22 protein-coding genes and 1 tRNA gene are annotated in these 24,613 nt (G+C 52.5%); 17 read left to right on the forward strand and 6 right to left on the reverse strand.

Annotation, left to right across the window (positions count from 1 at the left end):
- The 8 genes from VF399_09190 to lpxA all read left to right on the forward strand — a co-directional run.
- Positions 1–532, forward strand: a 532-nt coding sequence (locus tag VF399_09190) for a cyclodeaminase/cyclohydrolase family protein (GenBank protein ID HEX7320513.1), incomplete at its 5' end; no start/stop codon positions are given.
- Positions 533–633: 101 nt separating this feature from the next.
- The gene (locus VF399_09195; protein HEX7320514.1) at positions 634–2,550 is read left to right on the forward strand and encodes a hypothetical protein; all 1,917 of its coding nucleotides are present in this window, start codon (positions 634–636) and stop codon (positions 2,548–2,550) included.
- A gap of 32 nt (positions 2,551–2,582) precedes the next feature.
- The gene (locus VF399_09200; GenBank protein ID HEX7320515.1) at positions 2,583–3,404 is read left to right on the forward strand and encodes an AAA family ATPase; all 822 of its coding nucleotides are present in this window, start codon (positions 2,583–2,585) and stop codon (positions 3,402–3,404) included.
- On the forward strand, positions 3,404–5,311 hold the full coding sequence (locus VF399_09205) for a hypothetical protein (protein ID HEX7320516.1): 1,908 nt from the start codon (positions 3,404–3,406) through the stop codon (positions 5,309–5,311). The genes VF399_09200 and VF399_09205 overlap by 1 nt, the downstream gene beginning before the upstream one ends.
- Positions 5,312–5,447: 136 nt before the next feature.
- Complete coding sequence (locus VF399_09210; GenBank protein HEX7320517.1) at positions 5,448–6,263, forward strand: AAA family ATPase; 816 nt, start codon at positions 5,448–5,450, stop codon at positions 6,261–6,263.
- 16 nt (positions 6,264–6,279) lie between these two features.
- Complete coding sequence (locus VF399_09215; GenBank protein HEX7320518.1) at positions 6,280–7,113, forward strand: PHP domain-containing protein; 834 nt, start codon at positions 6,280–6,282, stop codon at positions 7,111–7,113.
- Positions 7,110–7,523 carry a 3-hydroxyacyl-ACP dehydratase FabZ gene (fabZ, locus tag VF399_09220; protein ID HEX7320519.1) on the forward strand — a complete coding sequence of 138 codons (414 nt, stop codon included), beginning with the start codon at positions 7,110–7,112 and terminating at the stop codon, positions 7,521–7,523. The genes VF399_09215 and fabZ overlap by 4 nt, the downstream gene beginning before the upstream one ends.
- A 3-nt stretch (positions 7,524–7,526) precedes the next feature.
- The gene (lpxA, locus tag VF399_09225; protein HEX7320520.1) at positions 7,527–8,270 is read left to right on the forward strand and encodes an acyl-ACP--UDP-N-acetylglucosamine O-acyltransferase; all 744 of its coding nucleotides are present in this window, start codon (positions 7,527–7,529) and stop codon (positions 8,268–8,270) included.
- Positions 8,271–8,516: 246 nt separating this feature from the next.
- Here lpxA and VF399_09230 read toward each other — a convergent pair whose 3' ends face one another.
- The 3 genes from VF399_09230 to xerA form a co-directional block, all read right to left on the reverse strand.
- Complete coding sequence (locus tag VF399_09230) at positions 8,517–10,628, reverse strand: tetratricopeptide repeat protein (protein HEX7320521.1); 2,112 nt, start codon at positions 10,626–10,628, stop codon at positions 8,517–8,519.
- Entirely contained in the window at positions 10,621–11,025 is a 405-nt protein-coding gene (locus VF399_09235; protein ID HEX7320522.1) for a hypothetical protein, read from the reverse strand. Before VF399_09235 ends, VF399_09230 begins: the two co-directional genes overlap by 8 nt.
- Before the next feature lie 118 nt (positions 11,026–11,143).
- The gene (xerA, locus tag VF399_09240) at positions 11,144–12,004 is read right to left on the reverse strand and encodes a site-specific tyrosine recombinase/integron integrase (protein ID HEX7320523.1); all 861 of its coding nucleotides are present in this window, start codon (positions 12,002–12,004) and stop codon (positions 11,144–11,146) included.
- A gap of 127 nt (positions 12,005–12,131) precedes the next feature.
- On the opposite strand from xerA, the gene VF399_09245 reads away from it, so the two are divergent.
- Together VF399_09245 and VF399_09250 are read left to right on the forward strand one after the other, a co-directional pair.
- Positions 12,132–12,374, forward strand: coding sequence for an Lrp/AsnC ligand binding domain-containing protein (locus VF399_09245; GenBank protein HEX7320524.1), 243 nt, complete (start codon positions 12,132–12,134; stop codon positions 12,372–12,374).
- A 24-nt stretch (positions 12,375–12,398) separates the two neighbouring features.
- Entirely contained in the window at positions 12,399–13,028 is a 630-nt protein-coding gene (locus tag VF399_09250; protein HEX7320525.1) for a hypothetical protein, read from the forward strand.
- Positions 13,029–13,114: 86 nt separating this feature from the next.
- On the opposite strand, the gene VF399_09255 is transcribed toward VF399_09250, so the two are convergent.
- Both VF399_09255 and VF399_09260 read right to left on the reverse strand, forming a co-directional pair.
- Complete coding sequence (locus VF399_09255; GenBank protein HEX7320526.1) at positions 13,115–13,819, reverse strand: hypothetical protein; 705 nt, start codon at positions 13,817–13,819, stop codon at positions 13,115–13,117.
- Between the two features lie 51 nt (positions 13,820–13,870).
- Positions 13,871–14,989, reverse strand: coding sequence for an acyltransferase family protein (locus VF399_09260; GenBank protein HEX7320527.1), 1,119 nt, complete (start codon positions 14,987–14,989; stop codon positions 13,871–13,873).
- On the opposite strand from VF399_09260, the gene VF399_09265 reads away from it, so the two are divergent.
- Positions 14,984–16,528: a flippase gene (locus tag VF399_09265; GenBank protein ID HEX7320528.1), complete on the forward strand. Its 1,545-nt coding sequence runs from the start codon at positions 14,984–14,986 to the stop codon at positions 16,526–16,528. The genes VF399_09260 and VF399_09265 overlap by 6 nt on opposite strands.
- Positions 16,529–16,615: 87 nt before the next feature.
- Here the strand turns inward: VF399_09265 and VF399_09270 are convergent, their stop codons facing one another.
- On the reverse strand, positions 16,616–17,212 hold the full coding sequence (locus tag VF399_09270; protein HEX7320529.1) for a hypothetical protein: 597 nt from the start codon (positions 17,210–17,212) through the stop codon (positions 16,616–16,618).
- A gap of 183 nt (positions 17,213–17,395) precedes the next feature.
- Here VF399_09270 and VF399_09275 point away from each other — a divergent pair.
- From VF399_09275 to VF399_09300, 6 genes are all read left to right on the forward strand, one after another.
- A tRNA-Met gene (locus VF399_09275) sits at positions 17,396–17,467 on the forward strand.
- 272 nt (positions 17,468–17,739) lie between these two features.
- The gene (locus VF399_09280; GenBank protein ID HEX7320530.1) at positions 17,740–20,541 is read left to right on the forward strand and encodes a hypothetical protein; all 2,802 of its coding nucleotides are present in this window, start codon (positions 17,740–17,742) and stop codon (positions 20,539–20,541) included.
- 45 nt (positions 20,542–20,586) lie between these two features.
- Positions 20,587–20,757: a hypothetical protein gene (locus tag VF399_09285; protein ID HEX7320531.1), complete on the forward strand. Its 171-nt coding sequence runs from the start codon at positions 20,587–20,589 to the stop codon at positions 20,755–20,757.
- Positions 20,758–21,119: 362 nt separating this feature from the next.
- Positions 21,120–21,419: an HU family DNA-binding protein gene (locus tag VF399_09290; GenBank protein ID HEX7320532.1), complete on the forward strand. Its 300-nt coding sequence runs from the start codon at positions 21,120–21,122 to the stop codon at positions 21,417–21,419.
- Between the two features lie 38 nt (positions 21,420–21,457).
- Positions 21,458–23,413 (forward strand): UvrD-helicase domain-containing protein, encoded by a 1,956-nt coding sequence (locus tag VF399_09295; protein ID HEX7320533.1) that lies wholly within the window; start codon positions 21,458–21,460, stop codon positions 23,411–23,413.
- Positions 23,414–23,458: 45 nt separating this feature from the next.
- The gene (locus VF399_09300; protein HEX7320534.1) at positions 23,459–24,580 is read left to right on the forward strand and encodes an aminotransferase class V-fold PLP-dependent enzyme; all 1,122 of its coding nucleotides are present in this window, start codon (positions 23,459–23,461) and stop codon (positions 24,578–24,580) included.
- The last annotated feature ends 33 nt before the right edge of the window (positions 24,581–24,613 follow it).

Below are 24,613 nucleotides of genomic sequence, written 5' to 3' on the forward strand. Positions count from 1 at the left end.
GCTGCAGGGAGCGCTGGGGACCGCATTGCTCGCCATGGTCACGGGGCTGACGCTTAAGAAAAACGACGACGCGGACCTGAAGGGCTTCCATGGATCGTTGAAAATGGCGGTCAGCGATTTCCATCGTTTGATCGAAAAAGACAAGAAAAGCTTTGACGAAGTAATGAGATCCTACCGACTGCCCAAGGACACCCAGGAAGAAAAGGAACGCCGCCGGGGTGCGATCCAGGAAAACCTGAAGGGCGCAGCGCGGGTACCGTTCGAAGTATGCAACCGGGTTGTGGCAATGTACCCCCATGCCAAAGTACTGATGTCAAAGGGATTACCCAGCGCCCTTTCCGACATCGGGGTCGCTGCCAGCGTTCTGCACAGCGGTTTCCAGGGCGCCCGCCTGAACGTGTTGATAAATTGCGCTTCGATCACGGACGAAGCGTTCAATAAAACGATGAAACAGGACCTCCAGGATTTAACGGCGCAGGAGACCGGTCAATACTGTGAAATTGAAGCGATTATTAATCAAAAGTTTCAATAAACGCTGAATATCGCTACCATCTTCCCGTTATCACCGCAATCATTTGCCTTGACAAATGAAAAATTTCCAATATAATATATGATAATATTAAGGACGGTTTAATGGAATCAGAAATATTAAAGAAAGCCAAGGAATACATGCATGAGGGAAGGCTTGAGAAAGTTCAGATCATCCTTCGCCGCGCCCTTGATGAAAGTCCCAATAACGCGAAGGTTCTTGAAATGGGCGGTGACCTGGCGCTAAAGCTGGGTCGGGAAGATGAAGCCGTACAGCGTTATGAACATGCCAGCGATAACTACACGCATAACAACCAGTATGCAGAGGCGATCGTCTGCCTGGAAAAGATACTGAAGATCGAGCATGCCAACGAACCGGTTTTTTCAAAGCTCGCCGACCTGTACCGCTTCTATGGTCTACCCAACGAAGCGATCAAAAAAGTCCTGGACCTGTGCATCTGGTCCATTGAGCACAAAGATGACGCCACTTTTATATCCTGCTTGAGAAAGGTAGTGGAGACTCAGCCGAAAAACCTGAACCTACGCCTATCGTTCGCAAAACTGCTGATCGCTATCAATCGCGCTCAGGAAGCGCAGGATGAATTGAAAAGACTTAAGGTATGGTCCGAGGAAAGCGGCAACGACGCGATCTTAAGCGAGATCAAGAAACTGTTGCCGCAACATGACGGCGGCGAGGAACTGGATCCGAAAAGCCGCATCGAGCTCGGTAACCTGCTTTATGAGATCGGCTCCAAAGATGAAGCGATCGTCGAATTCAACAAGGCCGCCAGCGATCTCGTCGCTGAGAACCGCCCGGACGAAGCGATCGCGATCCTCAACCGCATCATCGAGATCGACCCGGGTAATGCCGAAGCCATCAAGAAAATTAAGGAATTGAGATCGAAGGAAGGCGCGCATGCCCAACCGGAACCGGCAACGGCCGAAGCGCAGCCGGTCCAGGAAGATGCGAATCCGATCATCACGCCGGTGATCGTCCCGGAATATATAGACAATCTCGAATCGAACAAGCCAAGCGTACAAGAACCGCACGAAGCCATCCCCATAAAGAATGACCTGGATATCCTCCAGGACCTCAGCAGGGAAGTCGCCGGTTTCAGCATATCAGGTGCACTGCCGACAGAAGAGCCGGCCGCACCGTCCCCCGAAGAATCACCCATAACCCAGCCCTCGACCACGGAGGACGTGCCCACGCTGGAAGGACAGATCGCGGACATCGAATTCCTGTTGAAGGAAGCAGAAGCTCCGCCCATGCCCAGTTTTGAGCTGGCCCAGCAGTTCGACGAATTCAGGAACAATATTATATGGGAAAACGAAGATATCCGGAAAAAAACCGACCTGGCGAAAATCGCGTTCGCCGCCGATCTGTACGAGGCGGCCCTTGGATACGTCAAAGATGACAAGGATGTCAAGGACGTCTGGCCGACATCCCTCGAGATCATCGGCAGTTCGCTCGTGAAACTGGGCAGGTATAGCGACGCGATCAAGACCATCGGACCGATGATCCTGCTCGAAGATATTCCGGAAAAACAGAAAGTTGAATTAAGGTACATTCTGGCATCGGCATATGAAGGCCTGGGCGATTTTGAGAACGCCCTGCGGGAGATCGAGCATATCCTGGCTATCAATCCCAATTACCGGGACGTCAGGGAGATCTATCAGCTCCTTGGCGGTCGCATGAAATTCGAAGAACCCGTGCCGGTAGAAACACCACCGGCTGCAGCGCTGGTCCCGAAACAACCAGCGGCGACCATGGAAGTTCCGGCTCAACCGTTCGAGGAAAGACCGGTGATGCCGCAGGAACTGCCCGAGATCACTGTCCAGACTGCACCGAGCGCCTATCCGCTGATCACCGAGGACCAGATCCCTGTTGAGCATGCGCCCGCCATGCAGATCCCTGGAGCCGCGCCGACCGCACTGCCGACCGGCGAAATACCGGAAAAGAAAATACCCGAGGACATCAGTGAAGGCCTGCCGAAGGGCGACAATATCACATTTCTATGAGTCAATGCGGGAAAACAAAACGAGGAGGTTAATTGGATTACCAAGAATTCTATCAACTGAAGTTTGAACCGTTCGCCAATCATCCTGATCCGAAGTTCTATTTTAACTCCCCGCAGCACGCTCTGGCCAAGGAATACCTTCTGCACGCGGCCCGCGGTTCGCGCGGATTGGCGGTCCTGTTGGGCGATATCGGAACCGGCAAAACAACCCTGGCAAGGAAACTCCTCAACGAACTTCATTCCCTCGGCCATTACCAAAGCGGTTTGATCGTGCTGACCCATTCGGAATTCCCGCCGGGCTGGCTTTTCACCAAGATCGCCAATCTCATCGGGCTGCGCGATCTCGGCAATTCGACGACCGAGATTATTTCCCGCATTTCAAACCGGCTTAATGAGATTTATTACCGCGGCGAAAAAACCGTGGTCATTATCGACGAAGCGAACAAGATCAAGAGCGTGGAGATCCTTGAAGAAATACGCGGTCTCCTGAATCTGGAGATCGCCGATACCCGCTTGATCTCGTTCATCATGAGCGGACTGCCCGACCTTGAATCTTTTCTGGCGATGAACCGCGCCCTGTACCAGCGCGTCGCCGTGAAGGTCAAGCTGAAACAGATGGGCAGCGACACAATCCGCGCTTATATCAACCACCGGTTCATGATCGCCGGCGCCCAGAAACAGATCCTGACGCCAATGGCCTTGGAGTTAGTCTGCCGGTATTCAGACGGACGGCCCAGGCTGGTCAACATTATCTGCGACAACGCGCTCCTTGAAGGATACGTGCAAAGGAAGCCGGTGGTCGATGAAACTATCATTGAAAGGGTCATTAGCAATCTTGGTCTGAGATTTGAATAATGGCTGAATTAGGTAACATAAAGCGCAAGGTCGCAGAGCTCGAAGCCAAGGGCGATACCGAAAAAGCGATCGGCGAGCTGGAAAAAGCGATCCAGGAGTTCCCCAAAGAAGGTTCCCTGTTCAACAAGCTCGGCGACCTTTATATCAAGGCCAACCGCCAGCAGAACGCCCTGGAGATCTATGAAAAAGGCGCGAACGTCTTCAAGGAAGAAACTTACTATCCCAACGCTATCGCGCTCTGCAAAAAGATCCTGCGTCTGGACAAAGACCGGGCCGAGGTTTATCAACTCCTGGGTGAACTGCACAAGGAACTCGGGCAAAAGGTCGAAGCCGCCAACTACCTGCTGGAATTCGCCGAGAGAAAAATGCAGGCCCACGAGCTCGAAACCGCCCTCAGCACCTACAATACCGTAAAGGATCTGGTCCCGAATAACGCGAAGATCCTCCAGACGATATCGGCGATATATGCCCAGCTGGGCAAAAAGGATCAAAAGGACAAACTGCTGCAAGAAGCGCATGAGATCGAGAACAAACAGCGCGAGCTCAAAGAAACCTTTGCTGCAAAAAGCGCCGAGACTACGGTCACGGTCGATGTAACGCAGTCAGAACCACCCGCCATTGAACTGCCACCGGACGGAGTGGCAGTGAATACACCCGAGGTTGTTCCTGAAGCGCCAGCTGAAAAACCGACCGTCACCCTCGATGAATTCGTTTCGCCCGAGATCGCCGAACTCCTTAAAACCGAGACCGAAGAGCCGGTTACTACGCCGACAATCGAGCTGCCTGAAACCGTTACTCCGCCGGTGACACCCGAGATCGTCACACCGGCCGAGTTGATCGAAGAACCTGTAACAAAAGTAAAAAAGCAGGCACCCGCTGCCGGACCGGCCATAATGCCCGAGATCTCCGAGATCGACAGAACGGTGGAACTCGCCGAGCTATATCTGAACCTGGGCTCGGAAGAGGAAGCGATCGACTGTTTCCGCAACGCCGCCGATGATGCATTCCGCGATAACCTGTTCGACAAGGCGCTGGAGCTGAACCAGCGTGTGGCCGGGCTCAGGCCCCTTGATCTTAAGTCCCGGCAGTATATGATCGAGATCGCCAAGAAGCAGGAAAACAAGGAGCTCCAGATCAACTCGCTCCTGGAACTGGCCGAGGCCTTGAACCGACGCGAAGCAAAAACTGAAGCCCAGGCGATCTTCAAGAAGATCCTGGAGATCGATCCCAATAACGCCACGGCTCACAGCCTGATCGTCGAGGTCGAACAGCCGCGCGATTTTATCGACCTAGGAGAGGTCCTGAGGACCGAGTTGGAAGGTGAAAAGCATATGGAAGGCATCCAGAGCATCAACGAGCTGATCTCGCAGTTCAAAAAGGAAGTGTTCGAATCCATCGGCGAAGGTGATTACCGGTCACATTATGATCTGGGCGTCGCGTACAAAGGCATGAGTCTGTATCAGGAAGCGATCGAGGAATTCGAGATCGCCTCGAAGGATCCCAGTCTCAGGCTCAAAACCTGCGAAATGGTCGGATCCTGCCTGCTCGACAAAGGGAAATTTGACGATGCGATCCGGGTCCTGTCTGACGGCCTGAAGATCGCCAATCATCCGGCCAAGGAATATTTCGGGATCCATTTCCTCATGGGCAGCGGCTATGAATCGCTGAACAATCTGAACATGGCCTTGAAATCATACTGGAACGCCTATAACATCGACAAAACCGTGCCCGATCTCGCCAAGAAGATAAATAATCTCAAAGATAAAGTAACAGCCGAATTAAAGAAGAAAGGAGCCAAGACCGAACGCCAGGCTCAGCCGGCGGCTCCAACCCCCAAAGTAGAGGCTAAGAAAGCACCGGAACCCGAAAAGGCGGCGCCGAAGAAATCGAAAGTGACATACCTGTGACGGTAAATCCGAAATCCGAAATCCGAAATCCGAAATCAACATTTTCTGACATATTTCCAAAATTAGTATTTCCTTATATCCTTTGTTTAGAATTTAGATATTCGTGCTTAGTATTTGCCGAACGAAGCGAGGTTTGATGGGGTACGAGACATTTTATAAACTGAAAGAGCATCCATTCAGTTTCACGACAGACGAAAAATTCTATTATGATTCACCGCAGCATTCGAAAGCCCTGGTCAAGCTGACCCATGCCGTGGAGACCGAAAAAGGACTGGCTCTGCTCATCGGCGACATTGGTACTGGCAAAACGACGCTTTCCCGCCGGCTCCTTGACCAGCTGATCAACAACGGGATCGAAGCTACGCTGCTTGTCATCATTCACTCCGAGATAACCTCGCTGTGGTTTTTGAAAAAAATCGCGCTCATGCTCGAAACCCCGACCGATTCCGAAAACAAGATCGACATCATAACCAATGTTTATCACCGGCTGCTCGACCTCACCAGCAAGAATAAAAAAGTTGTGATCCTCATCGACGAAGCGAACATGCTGCAGCGGAAGGACCTTATGGAGGAAATCAGGGGACTGCTGAACCTGGAATCGGACCGCGGTAAACTCCTGAATTTCATTTTATTCGGACTGCCCGAAATGGAAGACTATCTTAAACTCGATCCTCCTTTGTATCAGCGGATTGCCGTACGCTGCGTGCTCGAAGCCCTCGACCAGGAGACCACCCAGAACTACATCGTCCACCGCTTGCGAGTTGCCGGCTGTCCGCGACCGCTGTTCACCGGCGGTGCGATCAAGACTCTCTTCGCATATTCAAAAGGCGTTCCGCGGACCATCAATGCCATCTGCGATAACGGGCTGCTTGAAGGTTTTCTCCTCAAGAAGGAAATGATCGACGAGAAAATTCTCACCGATGTATGCCGTGACCTCGGACTAACCTTATAAAGGTATCCGCGCCCCATTGGATAACATCCAGGCTGATCTGCACATCCATTCCACGTTCTCGGACGGACTGCTCTCACCCCAGAAGATCGTGGCGCGCGCAGTGAGCGCTGGTCTTAAGACGATCGCGATCACCGACCACGATTCATCAGAGGGCATCAATGCCGCACTGGAAGCCGCGGATGGTGCGATCGAGATCATCCCGGCTGTGGAAATGAGCGCAAATATCAGGGATATCGATATCCACATACTGGGATACTATATCGATCACAACGATGATGAACTTGCCGCATATCTCAATGAGTTCAAGACCTACCGGCTCGCGCGCGTGAAAAAGATCCTAAAAAAACTCTCGTCGGACGGGATCAAGGTCGACGTGGAGCAGGTCAAGCTGATCGGCAATAACGGTTCGCTGGGACGACCGCACATTGCCGAGGCGCTCCGTCAGAACGGCTATGTCCAAACGATCAATGAAGCTTTTTTCCGGTTCCTTGGTTATCACTCCCGGTACTATGAACCGAAGAAGGATGCCCGGCCGCGTGATGTCATAAAAAAAATCGCGCAGTGCGGCGGGATCGCTGTAGCGGCCCACCCGGGAGCCCTGGGAAGCTCCGAGATCCTGTATCAACTGATCATGGACGGCATTGTGGGGATCGAGGTATGGCATCCGGAACACTCGAAACAGGCAGAAGCTGAATACTACGAGACGGCCATGAAGAACGGGCTATTGATGACCGGCGGGTCCGATTTCCACGGATTTCCGCGCAGCCCCATTGATATCGGTTCGCGGGGCTGCAGTAACGAGGACGTCGTGCGGCTCAAGGAATACAAAAAAAGTCAGGAGGCACAATGAACAAAGAAGAGATCCAGGCGATCATCCCCCATCGACCGCCATTCCTGCTGGTCGAACAGATCAACTCGATCAGCGAGAAAACGATCACTGGTGTGCGCAAGATCCGCGCGGACGAATATTTTTTTGCCGGTCATTTTCCATCGGAACCCATCATGCCCGGGGTCCTGATCGTCGAAGCGATCGCCCAAACTGGCGCGGTCCTGCTGCTGCGCAAACATCGCGGCGCGATCCCATTGTTCATGGGTATCGATCGCGCGCGATTCCGGAAGATCGTCCGCCCCGGGGACACGCTGATCATGGAGGCGGAGATGGTGCAGGAACGGGGAACGATCGTGAAGATCGAGGGCGTGGCCAAAGTCAACGGTGAAGTTGTGTGCGAAGCAACGATCCTGGCGGGTATAAAAAAATAAACAGTGAAGGCAAAAATTCATCCAACGGTCGTGATCGGAAGCCACGCGGTTATCGAGGACAACGTCCGGATCGGCGCCGGTACTGTCATCGGCGATTTTGTCGTGGTGAAAAAAGGCACGACGATCGGCAAGCACAACCGTATCCACACCGGAGCGTGCCTTGGCACCGACCCCCAGGATTACCACTTCAGGGGCGAGACATCATACTGCTCGATCGGTGATGACAACATCATCCGCGAGTACGCTACCATTTCGCGGGCCACGGGGCGCGGGCGGAAGACCGTTATCGGCGACCGCAATTTCATCATGACCTACGTCCACATTGCGCACAACGCGTTGATCGGAAACGACACGGTCATCGCGAGCGGGACCCAGATCGGCGGTCATGTTAAGATCGGTGATCGTGCCACGCTGGGCGGTCTGGTCGGTGTCCATCAGAAATGCCGGATCGGCGCCTACGCCATGGTCGGCGCCAAATCGTATATCAACAAGGACGTGCCCCCGTATTTCCTCGCGCGGGGCAACCGCGCAAAAGTATACGGCGTAAACACCAAGGGTTTACGCCGTCACCACTTATCCTGGAAAGTTATTGAAGAGATAAAATGCATCTTCCGCCATCTTTACTGCACATCTGAGAACCTGAGACGGTCACTGGCGCTGATCGGGCAAGAACACCGCTCAGTGTACGCCGCCGAGATCGTCAGGTTCGTCCGCTCTTCGCGCCGCGGCATTGCCGCCCGCGCGTGACGGGCAGTTCTACCTCAGTTTCTTCTTATGGCGGTCGCGTTTTCTCCGCTTTTTAAATTTGTGTCTTTTTATTTTCTTTAATTTCCGTTTTCGTCCGCAGGGCATGTTATCATCCTCCCTTCACTCATTTTTCCCTAAACCGTGCCTCGTGATCGCACGCATGAGTAATTAAATTATAACAAGTTTTTTTTAATTGTCAACAATCAGTCTCGGTAGCCGCTTTTAAAAGACAAGAAAAGTAGGATGTCAATAAGCCTCGTCCAGCTCCGAAAGCCGCGCCGACAGCTGGTCCTTGATGGACAACGACTGTGCGATCAGCGCCCCGCGCAGGTAGGATTCCCGCGCGCCGTTCTTGTCGCCCAGTGCCCGCGCGGCATCGCCGGCGCTCAACAGCGCCTTCGCGGCGCCGTCCCGATCTTGCTGGTAGTGGTCGCCGGCCGCGACATAACTGTCCCGCGCTTTCTGAAAATCATGGATCTCCATATAGATATCACCGATCTCGACATACACTTCGGGTTTGACGCTGGTCGTTTCAGCAAGCGCCGCCAGGATCTCCACGGCCGCGTCATATTTCCCGCGCTGCCGCAGGGATCTCGATTTCAGCAGGTACGCGTCGACCAGAAAGACCGAGTTTGGGAAATCAGCGATGAGCCGATCAGCCATGGTTTCGGTCTCGCTGTACTGACCCAGGGCATCATACAACCGGGCGATCTCGAACATCGCCATTTCCCGGCTCTCATCGTCGCTCAACAAAAGGTTGTAGTAATACAATGCGGAATCATATTCCGTGGCCTTGGCATATATTGACGCAAGTTCGCCGACCGCGAATGTATGGTAATCGCGATTGTCCTGACGGTTCACGATCTCGCCGTAAGACCGCTTTTCCTCATTTATATTCCCAATATTCCTGGCGACCCGCGCCCGTTCGACCAGGGCTTCGCAGATTAATGCCGGCTCGGTTTCCGCGGCGAACAGTTTATCAAGCTCAACCATGCTTTGATAGTATTCGCCGTCCTTGTTCAGCATTTTCGCGATGCGAAGACGCACCGTGCCTACTATCCCCCCCGCGTAAACCGAATCGGTATTAACTTCAATGAACCGGTGCAGCGCAGCTGTCATTGAAGAAAATTTTTCAAGATAAAACATCGTTTCGTAAATTCTCAAGGCGGTCTCCCCGCGCATTTTGACCGAGGGCTGATAATCCCGCACCTTCCGGTAGGACACCAGCGCCTGTTTATATTCAGCCTGGCTGTAATAAGCATCGGCGATCGTTTTCATCGCGCTGGCCGCGTACTGCGACGCGGGATACAGGTTAACGAGGTCCTGGTAGAATTCCACGGCCGGCTGATATTCCTTCCGTTTATAATTTATCGTTCCCAGAATATACAACCCGCGGTCGGCGTGTTTTGAACCGGGGAAAAATTCCCGGTGCCGCAGCAATTTTTCCTCGGCACCGCCCCACTGGCCCCTGAAATAATCGGTTCGCCCCTGATAGAAGAGGTAATCATCGACCGTGTCCGGGAGCTCACGGAAATACAGACCGGCCGAATCGTACTTGCCCTCATTGCTCAGACAAAGCCCGACCATGAACGCGGCGCCGGCGTCATGTGTGCCGGCATAGTACCGCTTAAAGAATCCTGCGGCGCGACCATAGTCTTTCTGCGCATAGCTGACCCGGCCAAGACCGGACAAAGCCGCCAAGACCAATTGCTCTTCACGGACGTACTGGACAACCGTGTCGCAATAACGGCGGGCCGAGTCAAGCTCACCCAGCCCTTCGTAAACCCTGGCCAGACCGAGCTCACGGTAACCGAAGAAGTCGCTTACCCCCGCATAGATATCGCGCGCGCCCGCGTAATCACCTTCCGCGATCTTCTGTCTTGCCAAAACCAGTTTATCATACCCATCAAAGAACCAGATCGGGTCAAACGGTTCGCTTAAAGGGACACGTCCTGAAAAATGAGAGCGCGCCTTATCCAGACGCTGCTCTTTGATGAACAGCAAGCCGAGGTAGTAGTCAACGTACTGGAACCGTTCGGAAAGATGCATTCCAGCCGCTGCCATCCGGGCCAACTCGAGGAAATAACGGGCGCGCTCGTATTCGCCAAGCCGATAACAGGCGATACCGAGGAGGTAATTATCTTCCGTGGTTCGGTATGGCCGTTTTTCCAGCAGCCCTGTTACTTCACCGGATCGGTTTTCGAGCAACCCGTATAGCGCCAGTTCATGGTCGGTCTGCCAGGTTGGTTCGATCTTCGCTTCCAGCTGGACATAGCGCAGCCGATCGGAATAGTCGCTTATCTTGGTCCGGAACGGGTTTGGTTCGAGAAAAAAAAGCAGGAAAAAAATGCTACTCAAGGGGCACCCGGGACGTGAAAACGCGCACAAAATCCCGCTGCTGTAGCGCGTATACGAACTGGATCTGATAACCCGCGTACAAAGGGTCGTCCGCGATCCGCGCAAAGTAGCGCACGATCAGGCACTGCGATACGCTGTCAATGCTGGTAAACTTGTATTGAAAACGAAGCTCTTGAGTGACCGCGAAGTACCTGCCGGTTATCCGGGGCATTAAGTCGGTGTTCTTTTCGATCTGAGCGCGGCATTGGCGCACGATCGCCTCGTACGCGCCCGGGTGCTGCAGGTAACGTGGAAAACCGTGGTATGTGCCTGCTTCGACCAGCGTGTAGTCGCCGGTCCTGAGATCCTTCCAGAATCTGACCGGATGACAGGCCACCGCGAGCGCGACCGCCGTCATAAACAAAAAAACTGGGGTCAAATCTTTACATTTTATATTTGGTTTTAACATGTGAAAAACCCTGTACACGGTGTTTCGTGTGTAGTCATATAAAATGTAAAGATTTGACCCCATAAGTTCATTCGGCCCGGGGATGAGCTTTCTTATATACTTCTTTGAGCCGTTTTGTCGTCACGTGGGTATAGATCTGGACGGTCGACAATGATGCGTGGCCCAGCAGTTCCTGAACCGCCCTCAGGTCGGCGCCGTTCTCCAACAGGTGTGTGGCAAATGTGTGCCGGAGAATATGCGGATGGGTCCCCGAGACCTGAGCTACTCTCATGAGATGTTTATGGACGATCCGCTGGAGAGATCTTGTGGTCAAGCGCCCGCCGCGTTTGTTCTGGAACAAGGCCGCGCTGGCCGCGTTACGTTCTCTCAAATATGCCAGGATGGCGGTCTTCGCGGCCTGGCCCAGCGGCACGATCCTTTCTTTGTTCCCCTTGCCGCGTACCTTGATTTCATCGCGGTTGAAGTCGACATTACCGGTGTCCAGTCCGACCAGTTCGCTCGCGCGCAGACCGCAAGAATAGAGGACTTCCATGATCGCCCGGTCCCTTTTATTTTCAATCATCAGACCCTGCTCGATCTGCGGCAAGGTCAGAAATCCCGGAAGATGTTTCTTCGTTTTCGGCGTTCTTATGGTTTCCGCGGGATTGCGATCTGCCCGACCCAGGCGACGCAGTACTTTAAAGAAGGATTTCAGCGCGGAAAGTTTCCTGGCCACGCTCCGTGCATCCAGACCGTACTTCATCAGGAATGAAATATAGGCCAGGATCGCCGCGCTGTCCACGATGGCGGCGGCGCGGTCTGAAAGAAAATCAAAAAATTGCTCAAGGTCTTTGCGGTAACTGCGTAATGTGTGCGGAGAAAAATTCTTCTCCTTTTGCAGGTATTCAATGAACACCGGCACGTTCCGGGCAAACTCTTCTCGATCCATGGCTATTGATATTGTAATTTATTTCACGCGTATGTCAATGAACAAATTCTCTGATCCGCAGTGATCGCGTTATTGACTCTGCAGTGGCGTTGTATATAATAACCAACATAATCCTAAGGAGGTAAACATGCCAGTTGCGGCATATATGCTGATCAATACGAATACCGGCGCGGAATCGGCGGTTGTCAAAGGGCTCAAGAAGATCAAAGGTATAAAATACGCCCATGTCGTCACCGGTCTTCACGACGTGATATGCTATGCCCAGGGTAAAGACCTGAATGAACTAAAAGGGATCATTATCAAAAAGATCCGTGGAGTCAAAGGGATACAGCGCACCGTGACATGCATGGCATTTGACGCCGGCAAGTAAAACAAGATTATACCAAGGAGAACAATGAAAAAAAGCAAAACGATCCTGCTCATCTTTGTCGTATTGTTCATGTTCTGCGGACAGAAACCAGAAGCGACCAAGACCGAAATGGGTAATGTCGCAACTAAAGAGGTCGCCATGCAGGTCCTGACCGAAGGAGAATTAACACGGTTCATAAAGGCGTTCCCGGTCTTCAAGACCGAAGCGCAGAAAAAGAACATCGAATGGGAAGGACTCGATCCGCAGGGCAATGTCCTGGCCCAAACCGACGCTTTTATCAAAGCCCATAAGGACCTGGCCGAGATCGACGCAAAAATGCGGGCCGCGGGTATGGCACTGGAAGAATTCTGGCCAGCGCTGGCGAAGACGAGCATGGCGTTTGCCGCGGTCATGATAGATTCAGCCATGGGCGAAGCGAGACAGGAACTGGAAAAAAGCAAAAAAGAGATCGCTGAAATGGAAGCCAAGCTCAACGACCCCAAGATCTCAGCTACCGAGAAATCAATGATCAAAATGGCGTTGGAAGCGAGCAAGGGGCTGATGGAAGGCATCGGCTCGATGGCAGCGATCTATGACAGCATACCGGCGGCAAGCAAGGATGCAGTCAAGAAACACATGGCCGAGCTCAAGGTTCTGTTCGAAGCCGCGGACTAAGTAACCGCTTCGAGGATATTTTGAAAAAGGGCACGCGCGAGCGTGCCCTTTACTGTATTTTTTTCTGTAGCTTCAGCCGGCTCTCGCTAACTGAAAATAACAAAAAACGTATACCAGGAACTCCACTTGCCCGGGTATTGCCAGTAACGGCTGTTAGCGCGGACATGCCAGGTGTAAGTCCCCGAATTTACCAGCCCAAGGATGTAAGATGTCTGGACAGTTGTGATATTTTCAACGGTATCCACACCATGGTAAACTTCCAACTCATAAAACTCCTCATCCTGAACCGTATCCCAGCGGAGGGTCAGATCAGCAGACAGTGAATCAAGATAGAAAACAACGCCATTCGGAGGATACACCAGTACTGGTCCATCGGGCTGGGCGCGTGCCTCGAAATTACGCAGCGGCGAATATTCAGTGTATCCGCCCTGCCACGATGAGCTTCCCGCGCAAACACGCCACTGATAGTGACCCAACATATCAGTGATCAATATACAGAAGCGCAGCGCAGTGCTATCGAGATTAAAATACTGCGGATCATCAGTTTCGCCCGTTATCTCCACTACGTAGATTTCCGCTCCAGCAACACTATCCCAGTCGATCGTGATATAGTAGTTGCTGCCCATATGCATAGTCACAAAGCGGTCCGGCGGATGCCGCGTAATGGGCGCACCGGGCGGAGGAAGAAGCGTATCATCGGGTGGCTCAAAGTCATAAGGATCCCGACACCCGGGTTGGATGACCATCCACACGCAGGATACAACAACCAGCATAAACCATATTTTTTTCATGACAAATTCCTTTTGCCCTCTATCAGTATTGTACCGCACTTTTTATGATTGTCAAGGGTTGGCAAGGAACACCAGCAACACGCTGGCAGCCAGGGCGTTCCGGATGAGCCGGCTGAATTCCCGGTCCTTCTCTTTAATGTATGACCAACCCAGACCGAGCAGGATCATCACGGCAGTCAACGCCAGTGCCGCGATGACGCTTTGAAGCGTATTGAGGTGCGTTCCCAAGTAATTAACGAATCCCTTGTTGATCGCGGAACCGTAGACGACCATGATATGGATGTAATAGATAACCAGGGACTCCTGGCCCAGGGTTGTGAAGAATTCCACCACCGGGTGTACGTTTTTCTCGAAAAGTAAAAAGACGCTGCATAATATGAGCAGAATGCCGGTCCGGAACATGAATAACTTAATATGCGGGGCCGCGTTCGTGAACGAAGCCGCGAATAGCGCGGCGCCGATAAAACAAAAACAACCAAGGATGAGGAACGGCCTGGCTTTTTCCCCAAGCCACAAAAATAAGTAACCAAGGAAAACGCCGGCAAACAGGTACGCGGCAAAGGGGAAAAGAGGAAATGGCGAACCCCGGGCTGACGATACCAGCTGAACCAGGGGTAGCGGCAATGACCTCAATGCCTGTGCCACGGGCGTAAAGGCTAGTATTGCGGCGGCCGCGGCCAGTGACAGAAGCGCTCTCAGCCGGGTGCTTTTGACCAGCATGAATATCAGCTGCATGCCGATCACGGTGTAGCCGATGGTCTGCAGTATGTCACATTGCAGGAACCGCTGCCATTCGTCACCGGTAAGACCCACAATGATCCTGAAAGCTGAAAAGTACGGAACGTGCAGAAAATACCCGATCAGCAGGATGGGCAGAATCCTGAACACCCTCTGCTTGAGCAGATCAGCTATCGGCAGGTCCTTTTTGCGCCACGATGAAAACGCCATGCCGAACCCCGCGGCCAATAGGAACGCCGGCGCGGTCAGGCCCCTGAGCATATGAAGGAACTGGTATAGACCGGTTAACTTGTCCGCCGGGTTCAGTACCGCGTCCAGGGTGTGACCCTGGATCATCATGAGCACGGCGTACGCCTTGAGGAGATCGATGAAATGAAATCGTTTTTTCTGGTCCGGCATAGTATATAATATCCGGCTGTGTCGAAAATGCAAGGTTTGAGCCTCCTGCCCGTTCTGACCTTCTTGACCTTTTGGTGTTTTGTGCTATACTTCGACGTGAAAAAGGTGCCAAAAAACGCCATTTTTCTCTTCACTAGCGACGCCCTGAGCCATGTTCTCGGTTTCGTCGCCACCATTTATATAGCGCGTCTTATCGGGGTCGAGGGCTTCGGTATGGTCAGTTTCAGTCTGGCTTTTCTGAACTATGCCCTCTTGTTCGGGAACCCTGGTTTGACCACCCTGGGCACGCGGGAGATCGCCAGGAATAAACAAAACAAGTCCATTATCGAGAATATAACCAGCACGCGGATCGTCCTCACGGTGGTCATCTTTATCCTGATGGCGCTCGGTGTTCTCGTGATCCCGGGCAATGCGACCGTAAAAAGCCTGGTGCTGGTTTACTCGCTGACCTTGTTCCCGTTCGCCCTGTACCTTGAATTCGTATTCCAGGGCCGTGAAGAAATGGAGTTCGTGGGCATCGCCCGGTTCATACAGTACGCTTCGTACCTTGTATTGCTATTCCTCCTGCTGAAGCCGTCCGGTACCATCCTCACGATACCGCTCTGTTTTTTCCTCAGCTACGTGGCGGCGGCGGCATTCTTCACGTATGCTTTCATCCGTAAATACCGAGCCGCGAGGTTTTCATTCAGCATGGAAAACGCCCGTTCACTGGTGATCGCGGCAGTCCCGGTGGGCCTGGCGACCATCCTATACCAGGTCGCGCTCAACCTGCCGCCAGTCATGCTGGGTTTCAATGCCGGTCAGCGTGAGGTCGGGTATTTCGCGTCCGCCTACAAGATAATCGTCATGTTGCTGATCATCGAGCGGGTATTTTACTACGTTTTCTTCCCCATCGCGTCCCGGCAATACCAGCAGGCAAAGGATAAACTAAATGACACGTTCACCGCATTCATAAAATTCCTGTCAGCGTTGACGATCCCGCTGACCGCCGGCGGTATCGCGCTGGCACCCAGGATAATCGGCCTTGTCTATGGCGCTGATTTTACCGACACCACACCGGCTCTCAGGATCCTGCTGCTTTATTTCATGATCTCGCCCATCAACACGGTATTGGGTTATGGCTTGATCGCGATGGAAAAAGAAAAGGTTTTTTTAAAGAACATAGGCATAACCGCTTTTATCTGCGTCGTGCTGGTTTTCGCGGGTTCATATTATGCCGGCAGTCCGGGCGTGGCCGCCGCCCTGTTCATCGCCGAGTGCGTCGGTCTTGTGCTGATGACGAACGAGGTCAGGAAAACGATCATCCTGAGCCCTCTCAGGCAGGTCTGGCGCCAGGTCGCTTCAGCCCTGGTTATGATGGTCGTGCTCATACCGCTTATAATTTTTTTCTGCCGCCTTAACCTGGTACTATTGATTGTGATCGGTATTATTGCGTATTTAATAGCGCTGTATTTCTTTAAAGGGTTCACCGCCCTGGAGCTCAGGACAATTGCCGGCCTGTTCAGGGAAAAAATAGACCCCAATGCTCCAGTATTGGCTCCGGATACTCCATTGAACAACGACATGAAATAGTATAGCTGCAGCACGAGAATCGCTCAGCGCGAACAAAAAAAAGGCTCTGCTTTTCAGCAGAGCCTTTTTGATAGTCTTGCTGTATCGTTACTCGACGTTCGTGCTTTGTAGTTCGGTGGTCGAGTTCATGGTCATCATGCTGTCAGACGAACCAAATGTCGACTTCACAGTACCCGTGCCTTCGGCGACGAACATATGGGCTGTATCGCCGTCAGTGATATAGCCGATTTCCCAGCAGTCAAATGTCCCGGCAGGAACCGTGACATCTTCCTTGCCCAGAACAACCGCGGTTTCGTTGGCATTCACGGTCCAGGTATTGCCCTCTTCGAGCGGGTAGGCAAAAAGCGTGTCAGGGACAACGTCCGCTTTGTCACCATATCCCAACACAAAATCACCGTTATCCAGAACGTAGCTGGTGTCAACGTAATTAACCGTATCAACCGTAGTCGTAGAAACCTGCTCAAAAACCTCAGTGCTGTCATCCAGGGTTGTCTCCGCCGTAATCTCGGTGACTGAAGTCGTAGTATCTATCACATCCGTATACATGGTGTCTACGAAATCAATGGTCTGTATTGTCTGGTAGTTCCACTCATTGCCTACGGTCAGGGGCACAAGGTTTCCGCCGCCACCACCGCAGTTGATCACGAAAAGTGCTACTGGTACTAACCACAATAATTTTTTCATAGTATCTCCTTTTGCAGTAAGTATACTCATATTTAGAGATTTGTCAAGAGTTATCCATACTGTCCTGTCTTTTTTGTCTGTTTGGTTTTTTTGGGTTGACTAAAAAGACTAAAGAAACTGAATAAACCAGTTGTTTATGCCCTTGACTTTTCCTTTCTGATAGTTATACTTGATCTACAAGATCGCGGGGTAGAGCAGCGGTAGCTCGTTGGGCTCATAACCCAAAGGTCGCTGGTTCGAATCCAGCCCCCGCTATTCCCCTTTAATGCCCAACTGCTGTAATAAATAATTCGAACCATGCACCAGTTATTTCTGGTGTAGCACAGAATTCGTCATGGCCTTTCTGTTGTGTAGTTTAGGCGGTCACGCAACCCTCAGAAGGTCGCTGGTTCGAATCCAGCCCCCGCTATTTTCGAGTAAATATTTTATTCTTGACTCAGAGGAAATAAAGTATATAATATGATAGTGAATTTTGAGGTATTTATAAAGAGACTTAAGTCTAATAGATATATAGCCGGGAGGTATATATGAAGAAACTATTGTGCTGCATTGCCGTATTGTTCATCGTTATATCTGCGGCTCAGACCAAGAGCGGTAAAACCGGACCAATTAAACAAAATGCCTGGGGTAAGACCTGGGACAATACAGCAGGCCCCCTTCCAACGCGCAAGGGCGGTACTGTCATCCAGGCCGATCCGTATTTTTGGAACTTCGAGAGCGATTCCGCCTTTGAACGGATCCCGGCCTTACTGAACACATGGCAGTGGGGGATTCCCACGTCCGGACCAGGCAGCGCACATTCCGGACAAAACTGCTGGGCAACGAATCTTAGCGGAAATTACGACAATAACGCTGACTGGAAATTGACCATGCCATCTCAGAACCTATCGGGGGCCACCAACCCACAGCTGCAGTTCTATCACTGGTATTCCACGGAAACCAGTTATGATTCCGGATGGGTCGATGTATCGACGAACAGCGGTTCGACCTGGACCAAGATTTCTGCGGGTTATAAAGGCTCGAGCGGCGACTGGCTACTTGCCACGGTCAGCCTGTCCGCATATGCGGGCATGACCGGCATCCTGATCCGTTTTCATTTCACCAGCGACGCGTCAGGCACCTATCCGGGCTGGTACATTGATGACGTCAGTGTAGTGAACCTGACATTGTCATCACATCCCTATCAGAACAGTTTTGAAGGAACCAATGGCGATCTTTCAGAAGATATAATAAATCCGGGTGTTTCCGCGCCCTGGCAAAGGGGTGTCCCGACATCAGGTCCCAATGCCGCTTACGATGGCAGCGAATGCTGGGCGACAAATCTCGCCGGCGATTACAATATCAATGCCGACGCCGCCATCGTTAACGGCTCGAACATGAACCTGCTCAGCGCGGCATACGCGGAGATAAATTTCTATCAATGGTTCTACACCGAAGCCGGATATGATTCAGGATGGGTGGAAGTATCGACCAGCGGCGCGAACGGACCGTGGACCAAAGCCTCTCCGTCGTACCGCGGCACCAGCTCCGGCTGGATAAGAACAAATGTGGACATTTCGTCAAGCACGAACACCAACCGCTTTCGCTTCAGATTCAGGTTCAAAAGCGATGGCAGCGTCGTTTACGCCGGGTGGTATATTGATTCTGTGCGCGTATCGCTGGGCACGGTGACCGTGATCAATTCCTATGATTTCGAAGCGGACAACGGTGGTTTTACCGCGGACCCGCCGACCGGCGATGCAAATGAATGGCACTGCGGTAGTCCAACCTCGGGTCCGAACGCCGCTTACAGCGGATCGAATTGCTGGGCCACTGATCTGGCTGGCGATTATGAAAATAATGCCGGCTGGGAGCTCAGAACACCGATGGTCGACCTGTCCGGTTTTGCCGCCGCCTCCTTGCAAGCTGCCAGCTGGTACAGTACCGAGACCGGCGCCGATCTCTGCATCATCGAGGTCTCAAGCGATGGCGGTTCATCATGGAATGCCCTAAGGACTTATTCCGGGACTTCGGCAGGCTGGACCGTTGATACGCTTGATGTCACGCCTTTCATATCATCCACCTTCAAAGCGCGGTTCCGTTTCACCAGCAATTCCTCGGTCGTCTACCCGGGCTGGTACCTGGACGACGTCCGGATCGATACGGTCGGCGGCTACATCGCGCAGGACCCGATAAAGATCGCCACGAACTGGATCGCACTTTACGTGTCGAACGACGCTACGACCGATGCCGGCACTTACACGGCTGCCACTGAATCTGGTCACACTTACGGCGCCGATATCACGCTCCTGTACGGCGGCGAGTCGCACAATCCGTGGTCATCATATAACACGGTCCGGTCCTACCGAACGAACACCGATTACGTAACCAGGTCAAGCGGTGCCACGACCGAACCCGGGTTTACGGTCAGCCCGCTGACCAGCTATTACCGCGGCGCGAAATTTCTGGATGCCAGGACGCTCCAGCAGGACTGGCTGATCACTAACGGGCAGGATAACTTCGAACTCAGGCAGCGGTTCGGGACGCAGTTCTGGAACGATTCTTCCGGGCTGATGATATCGCTCGTTCTGGTCAACCGCGCCAGCCAGGATCGTATTTTCAGTTTTCGGTATGAATGGGACACGCACGTCGGGTCCCTGGACTCTCCTTTTCTCAGACGCTACTATTCCCTGACGCCCAACGCGTGGGAGCCGATCGAAACCAACTGGGCCGGTCTAAGCAGCCTGTGGTATACCGAAGAATCGAATGATGAACTGTCGACCCAGCGGCACTTCACTTCGGTCACTGCGCCCACGTTTTACAGTCCTCCGCCCACTTGCCCTGACTCCCTGTTCTACGTCCGCTGGGGCGGGACTTACAGCGGGTATGCCAATGCTTTCCAGGTGCCTTACCTGCAGGACGGCATAGCGGATAGCCTACCTGGATACTATGACGACTGCGTATGTTACATGTGGCTGAACCGGACACTGGCACCCCAGGATTCGGTCGTGCTGGCTCAATACCTGTTCTCACCGCTGGTTCTCGTCGGAACGCAGGAATCCAACAGCGCGCCGGCACCATGGTCCGGTCTTGCACTCAGCTGCCCGTGCCCCCTTCGCCCTGGCCTAAAAATCGTGCTTTCCTCTGATATCTTTCGCCGCGACGCCCTGGTCACGGTCTATTCTGCCGATGGCCGGCGAGCCGCTGATATTTACCAGGGCGATCTCAAACCGGGACTGGTCATACTTTCATTGGACAACATGGGAGCTAAGTTCGCATCCGGCGTATATTTTGTCGTAGCCAAAGCCGGGGGTTGCATTGTCAGTCAAAAATTGATATACTTGAGATAGAAACCAATCCTTTGGCATCTTGCTCAAAGGATGAGGAGGATCTCAATGCCCGAAAGAAGAAAGAAACCCGAACGCCGGACAAAAGATCGGCGCAAATTACTGAATGAAAATGAGTTCCGCCGTCTCATTGAGTCTGGCAAGGCGACCGCTGCCGACCATCGGAAATGGAACGAACGGCGGGGCAAGAAGAAACGAAAAAGACAGGTCGGCATATAGAATAATCACATGCATCCGGTGTCGGGACTATCCAGTCTTAAAACCAGGGATCAACCTTTCAAGTATTGACATTGCTTGAATTTTCGATATAATTCGCCAGGTTATGCCAATTATAGAATTTTGGTGCGATAAATGCAATAAGAAATTCGAAGATCTGGTCTTTAAAAGAAGCGAAATACAATCGATGGGCTGCCCGGTTTGTAAGGGCACCAAAGTACGAAGGCTTTTTTCGACCTTTGGCTTCATTGGCAAAGCGGCATCAACGGGTTCATCCGCCAACTCCTGCACCAGTTGTGCACGGCCATCATGTGCAGGGTGTGCGGGATAAAGACACATAATCATAATCATAATAAGGAGGTATCATGAGAAGAGAGCTTTTGATCGAAACGATCTCCCAGAAATTCGGTTCAGTATACCCGAAGGTTGATATTGAAAAGATGATCGATATTTTTCTTGATACAATCGTCGAGATCTTGATCAGGGACAAGCGCGTTGAAATAAGAAGATTCGGCACTTTTGAACTGAGGAAAAGACCGGGCCGCGTGGCCAAGGCTCCGAAATCCGGCAAGGATTACTCACTGCCGGACCGCTATGTACCGTTTTTCAAACCATCCAAGATCCTGAAAAAAGAACTGCTCGAAAAAGTAAAGGTAGGGACATAATCGCCGCGACAACAGTCAAATAAGGTCATGCCGTAAGGGTGTCTAATTCACTTATCGATCTAAATAACGAACAGCGCAAGGCAGTGAACATTGCCCGGGGCCCGATCCTTATCCTGGCCGGCGCTGGCAGCGGCAAGACCCGCGTCATAACCTACCGCATCGCCCACCTCATATCTGAATCGGGTGTCAAACCCAAGAATATCCTGGCGGTCACGTTCACCAACAAGGCTGCCGATGAAATGAAAAACAGAATCTATAACCTGCTGACCATCGTCCCCAACGATGACCAGGGCATCTGGATACGGACCTACCATTCTTCCTGCGCGAAGATACTGCGTGGCGCCGCCAAGAGGATCGGCATAAGCCAGAATTTCTCGATCTATGACGAAAGCGACCAGCTTTCCGTGGTCAAAGAATGCTTGAAGGAACTCGACATCAATTCCAAGGAACTCAAGCCCGATTTTGTCCTGGCGATGATCAGCCGGGCAAAAGAGAATCTGGTGTCGCCCCAAGACTACGATCCAAACCTGCCCGCGCATCTGAAAAGCGTCATCCGTTCGCTGTATACACTGTACGACAAAAAACTCATCGAATACAACGCGCTCGATTTCGATGACCTTATATTCAAGACCGTATCCCTTTTCAAAGCGGACACCGGTGTCCTCGGTTATTACCAGGACCGTTTTCAGTACATCCTGGTGGATGAGTACCAGGATACCAACCGGGCGCAGTACGCATTCACCAACCTCCTGGCCGCGAAACACCGGAACCTCTGCGTGGTCGGCGACGATGACCAGTCGATCTATTCCTGGCGCGGGGCCGAGATCCGGAATATCCTCGATTTTGAGAAGGACTATCCCGACGCCGCGGTCATCAAACTCGAGCAGAACTATCGATCCACTAAGAACATACTCAAGGCCGCATCCGAGGTGGTCAAGAACAACAAACAGCGCAAGAAAAAGGTGCTCTGGAGCGATAGTGAGGCGGGAGAGAAGATCGAATTTTTCGAAGCTGACGACGACAACAACGAAGCCGCCTACGTTGTGCGCAAAGTGGTGGAACTCAAACTTAACGGTCATGCCCTTGGCGGCATCGCCGTTTTTTACCGTCTGAACTACCAGTCACGGATCTTCGAGGAGTTTTTCGTCCAGCACAAGATACCGTACGAGGTCATCGGTGCCCTGAAATTCTACGAACGGGCGGAGATAAAAAATATCCTGGCTTATCTGAGGGTGGTCAACAATCCCAGCGACGGCGTCAGCCTGAAACGGATCATCAACCTGCCGCTCCGCAACATTGGCAAAGAAACCATTGAAAAGGTCGTCCAGTGCCAAACCCTGAACCATACCTCGTTCTTTGACGCCCTGAAAGCTGCGGATTCGATCCCCGGCATTGGCCAGAAAACGCGCCAGAGCATAAAAGATTTTGTCGCTCTGATGGAGATGTTCCTGAAACTGCGGACGCAGCTCAACCTTTACGAACTGGCGCTGCGCGTGGCCCGGGAATCAGGCTACCTGGACAGCCTGAACCGAGGCCAGACCGAGGAAGAATTCAACCGCCGCAAGAACGTGGAACAGCTGCTCATTTCGATCAACGATTATATCAAAACCAATCCCCAGGCCACGCTCGAGGATTACCTGGAAGGCGTTTCGCTGCGCAACGACATCGACGACTGGCGCGGTGACGCGAACCGTGTTTCTCTCATGACGCTGCATAACGCCAAGGGTTTGGAATTCGACACGGTCTTCATCACCGGGGTGGAAGACGGGATCATCCCTCACTACAAATCGGTAGAAGAAGACCGGTACGAGGAAGAAAGGCGTCTCATGTATGTCGGTATCACCCGCGCCAAGAAAAAACTGTTCCTGACCGCCGCCGCTCAGCGCGAGACGTACCGCGGCGGTTACATGTTCACGCGCATCTCCCCGTTTGTCGAGGAGATCCCCTCAAGCGTGTTCGCCACGTCCTACGTGCGGTCACATCAGGAAATGTAGACGATGGCCAGGGATCCCGTTCAATCCCGAACCCAATCGCGATCTTTGGAAGAGATCAGAGAACTGTTCCCGATAACTAAAGATCTGGTCTATTTTGATCACGCCTCGACCGGCCCCATGACCGCGCCCGCGAGAAAGGCAATCGAAGAATGCATTGACGTTTACACGCGCCGGGCGCAATTCGATTTCAGCGCTTATTTTTCAAAACTGGCGCGCTGCCGCCTGACCGTGGCCCGTCTGATCGGTGCCGAACCCGAGGAGATCGCATTCGTCACCAATACCTCGGAAGGCGTTTACATCGCCCTCATCAACATCCCCCTGCGCCCGGACGATAAGGTCCTGGTCATGGATGAGGTCTTTCCGACCGTGCGGTATGTCACGGACTACAATATCCCCCAGGCGCAAAAGATCTACGTACCCATGTGCGGCCGGGATCCGGTCGATGCCCTGCACCCCCATGTCGACAACAATGTCAAAGCCGTGGTGATAGATCTGGTACAGTTCGCCACCGGTGAAATGGTGGATCTGCCCAGACTGAGTGCGTTCCTTGATGAAAACGACATATCGCTCGTGGTTGACGGCATGCAGGCGATCGGCTCGCTCAACATGAAAGTGTCTGATGCCAATATTGATTTTCTCGCTTGCGGCGCTTCAAAATGGCTGTTCTGCCCGAACGGGATCGGGTTTTTGTACGTGAACCAAAAAAAATTCGGAACGCTCAACAAGCTGCATACGGGATGGCTCGGGGCAAGCTGGAAAAGTTTTGAGGATTTCGCGGTAAATCCGCCTTTGTTCGAGGACGCCCGGATGTTCGAGCAGGGTACCAGGAATGTCATCGGCATCAGCGCGCTGAGCGCCAACTGCAAGCTGTTACACGATCAGGGTCTGGTCAATGTCGAAAACCGCATCCAGCAGGTCAAAACCGCTCTGCGCAAGGGTTTGGGAAATATGGGGTATGATATCCTGACGCCGGCTTCCGGCCGGCAGTCAGGTATTATAACGGCCCGGCCCGACCGAATGAAGCACCACGATGTCAGGCAGCTCTATGATTCGCTCAAGGACAACAAGATCGTCGTGTCATTACGCAACCAGGCGATCCGTTTTTCACCGCATTTTTACAATACCACAGAAGAGGTCAACATAATCCTCGATATCCTGAAGAAGTAAGTCGCGGGATCCTGCAATTACTTACGCAGGGCG

This window comes from bacterium (assembly GCA_036382775.1).
GTDB lineage: Bacteria > Hydrothermota > Tepidihabitantia > SM23-42 > JAOAFX01 > DASVHD01.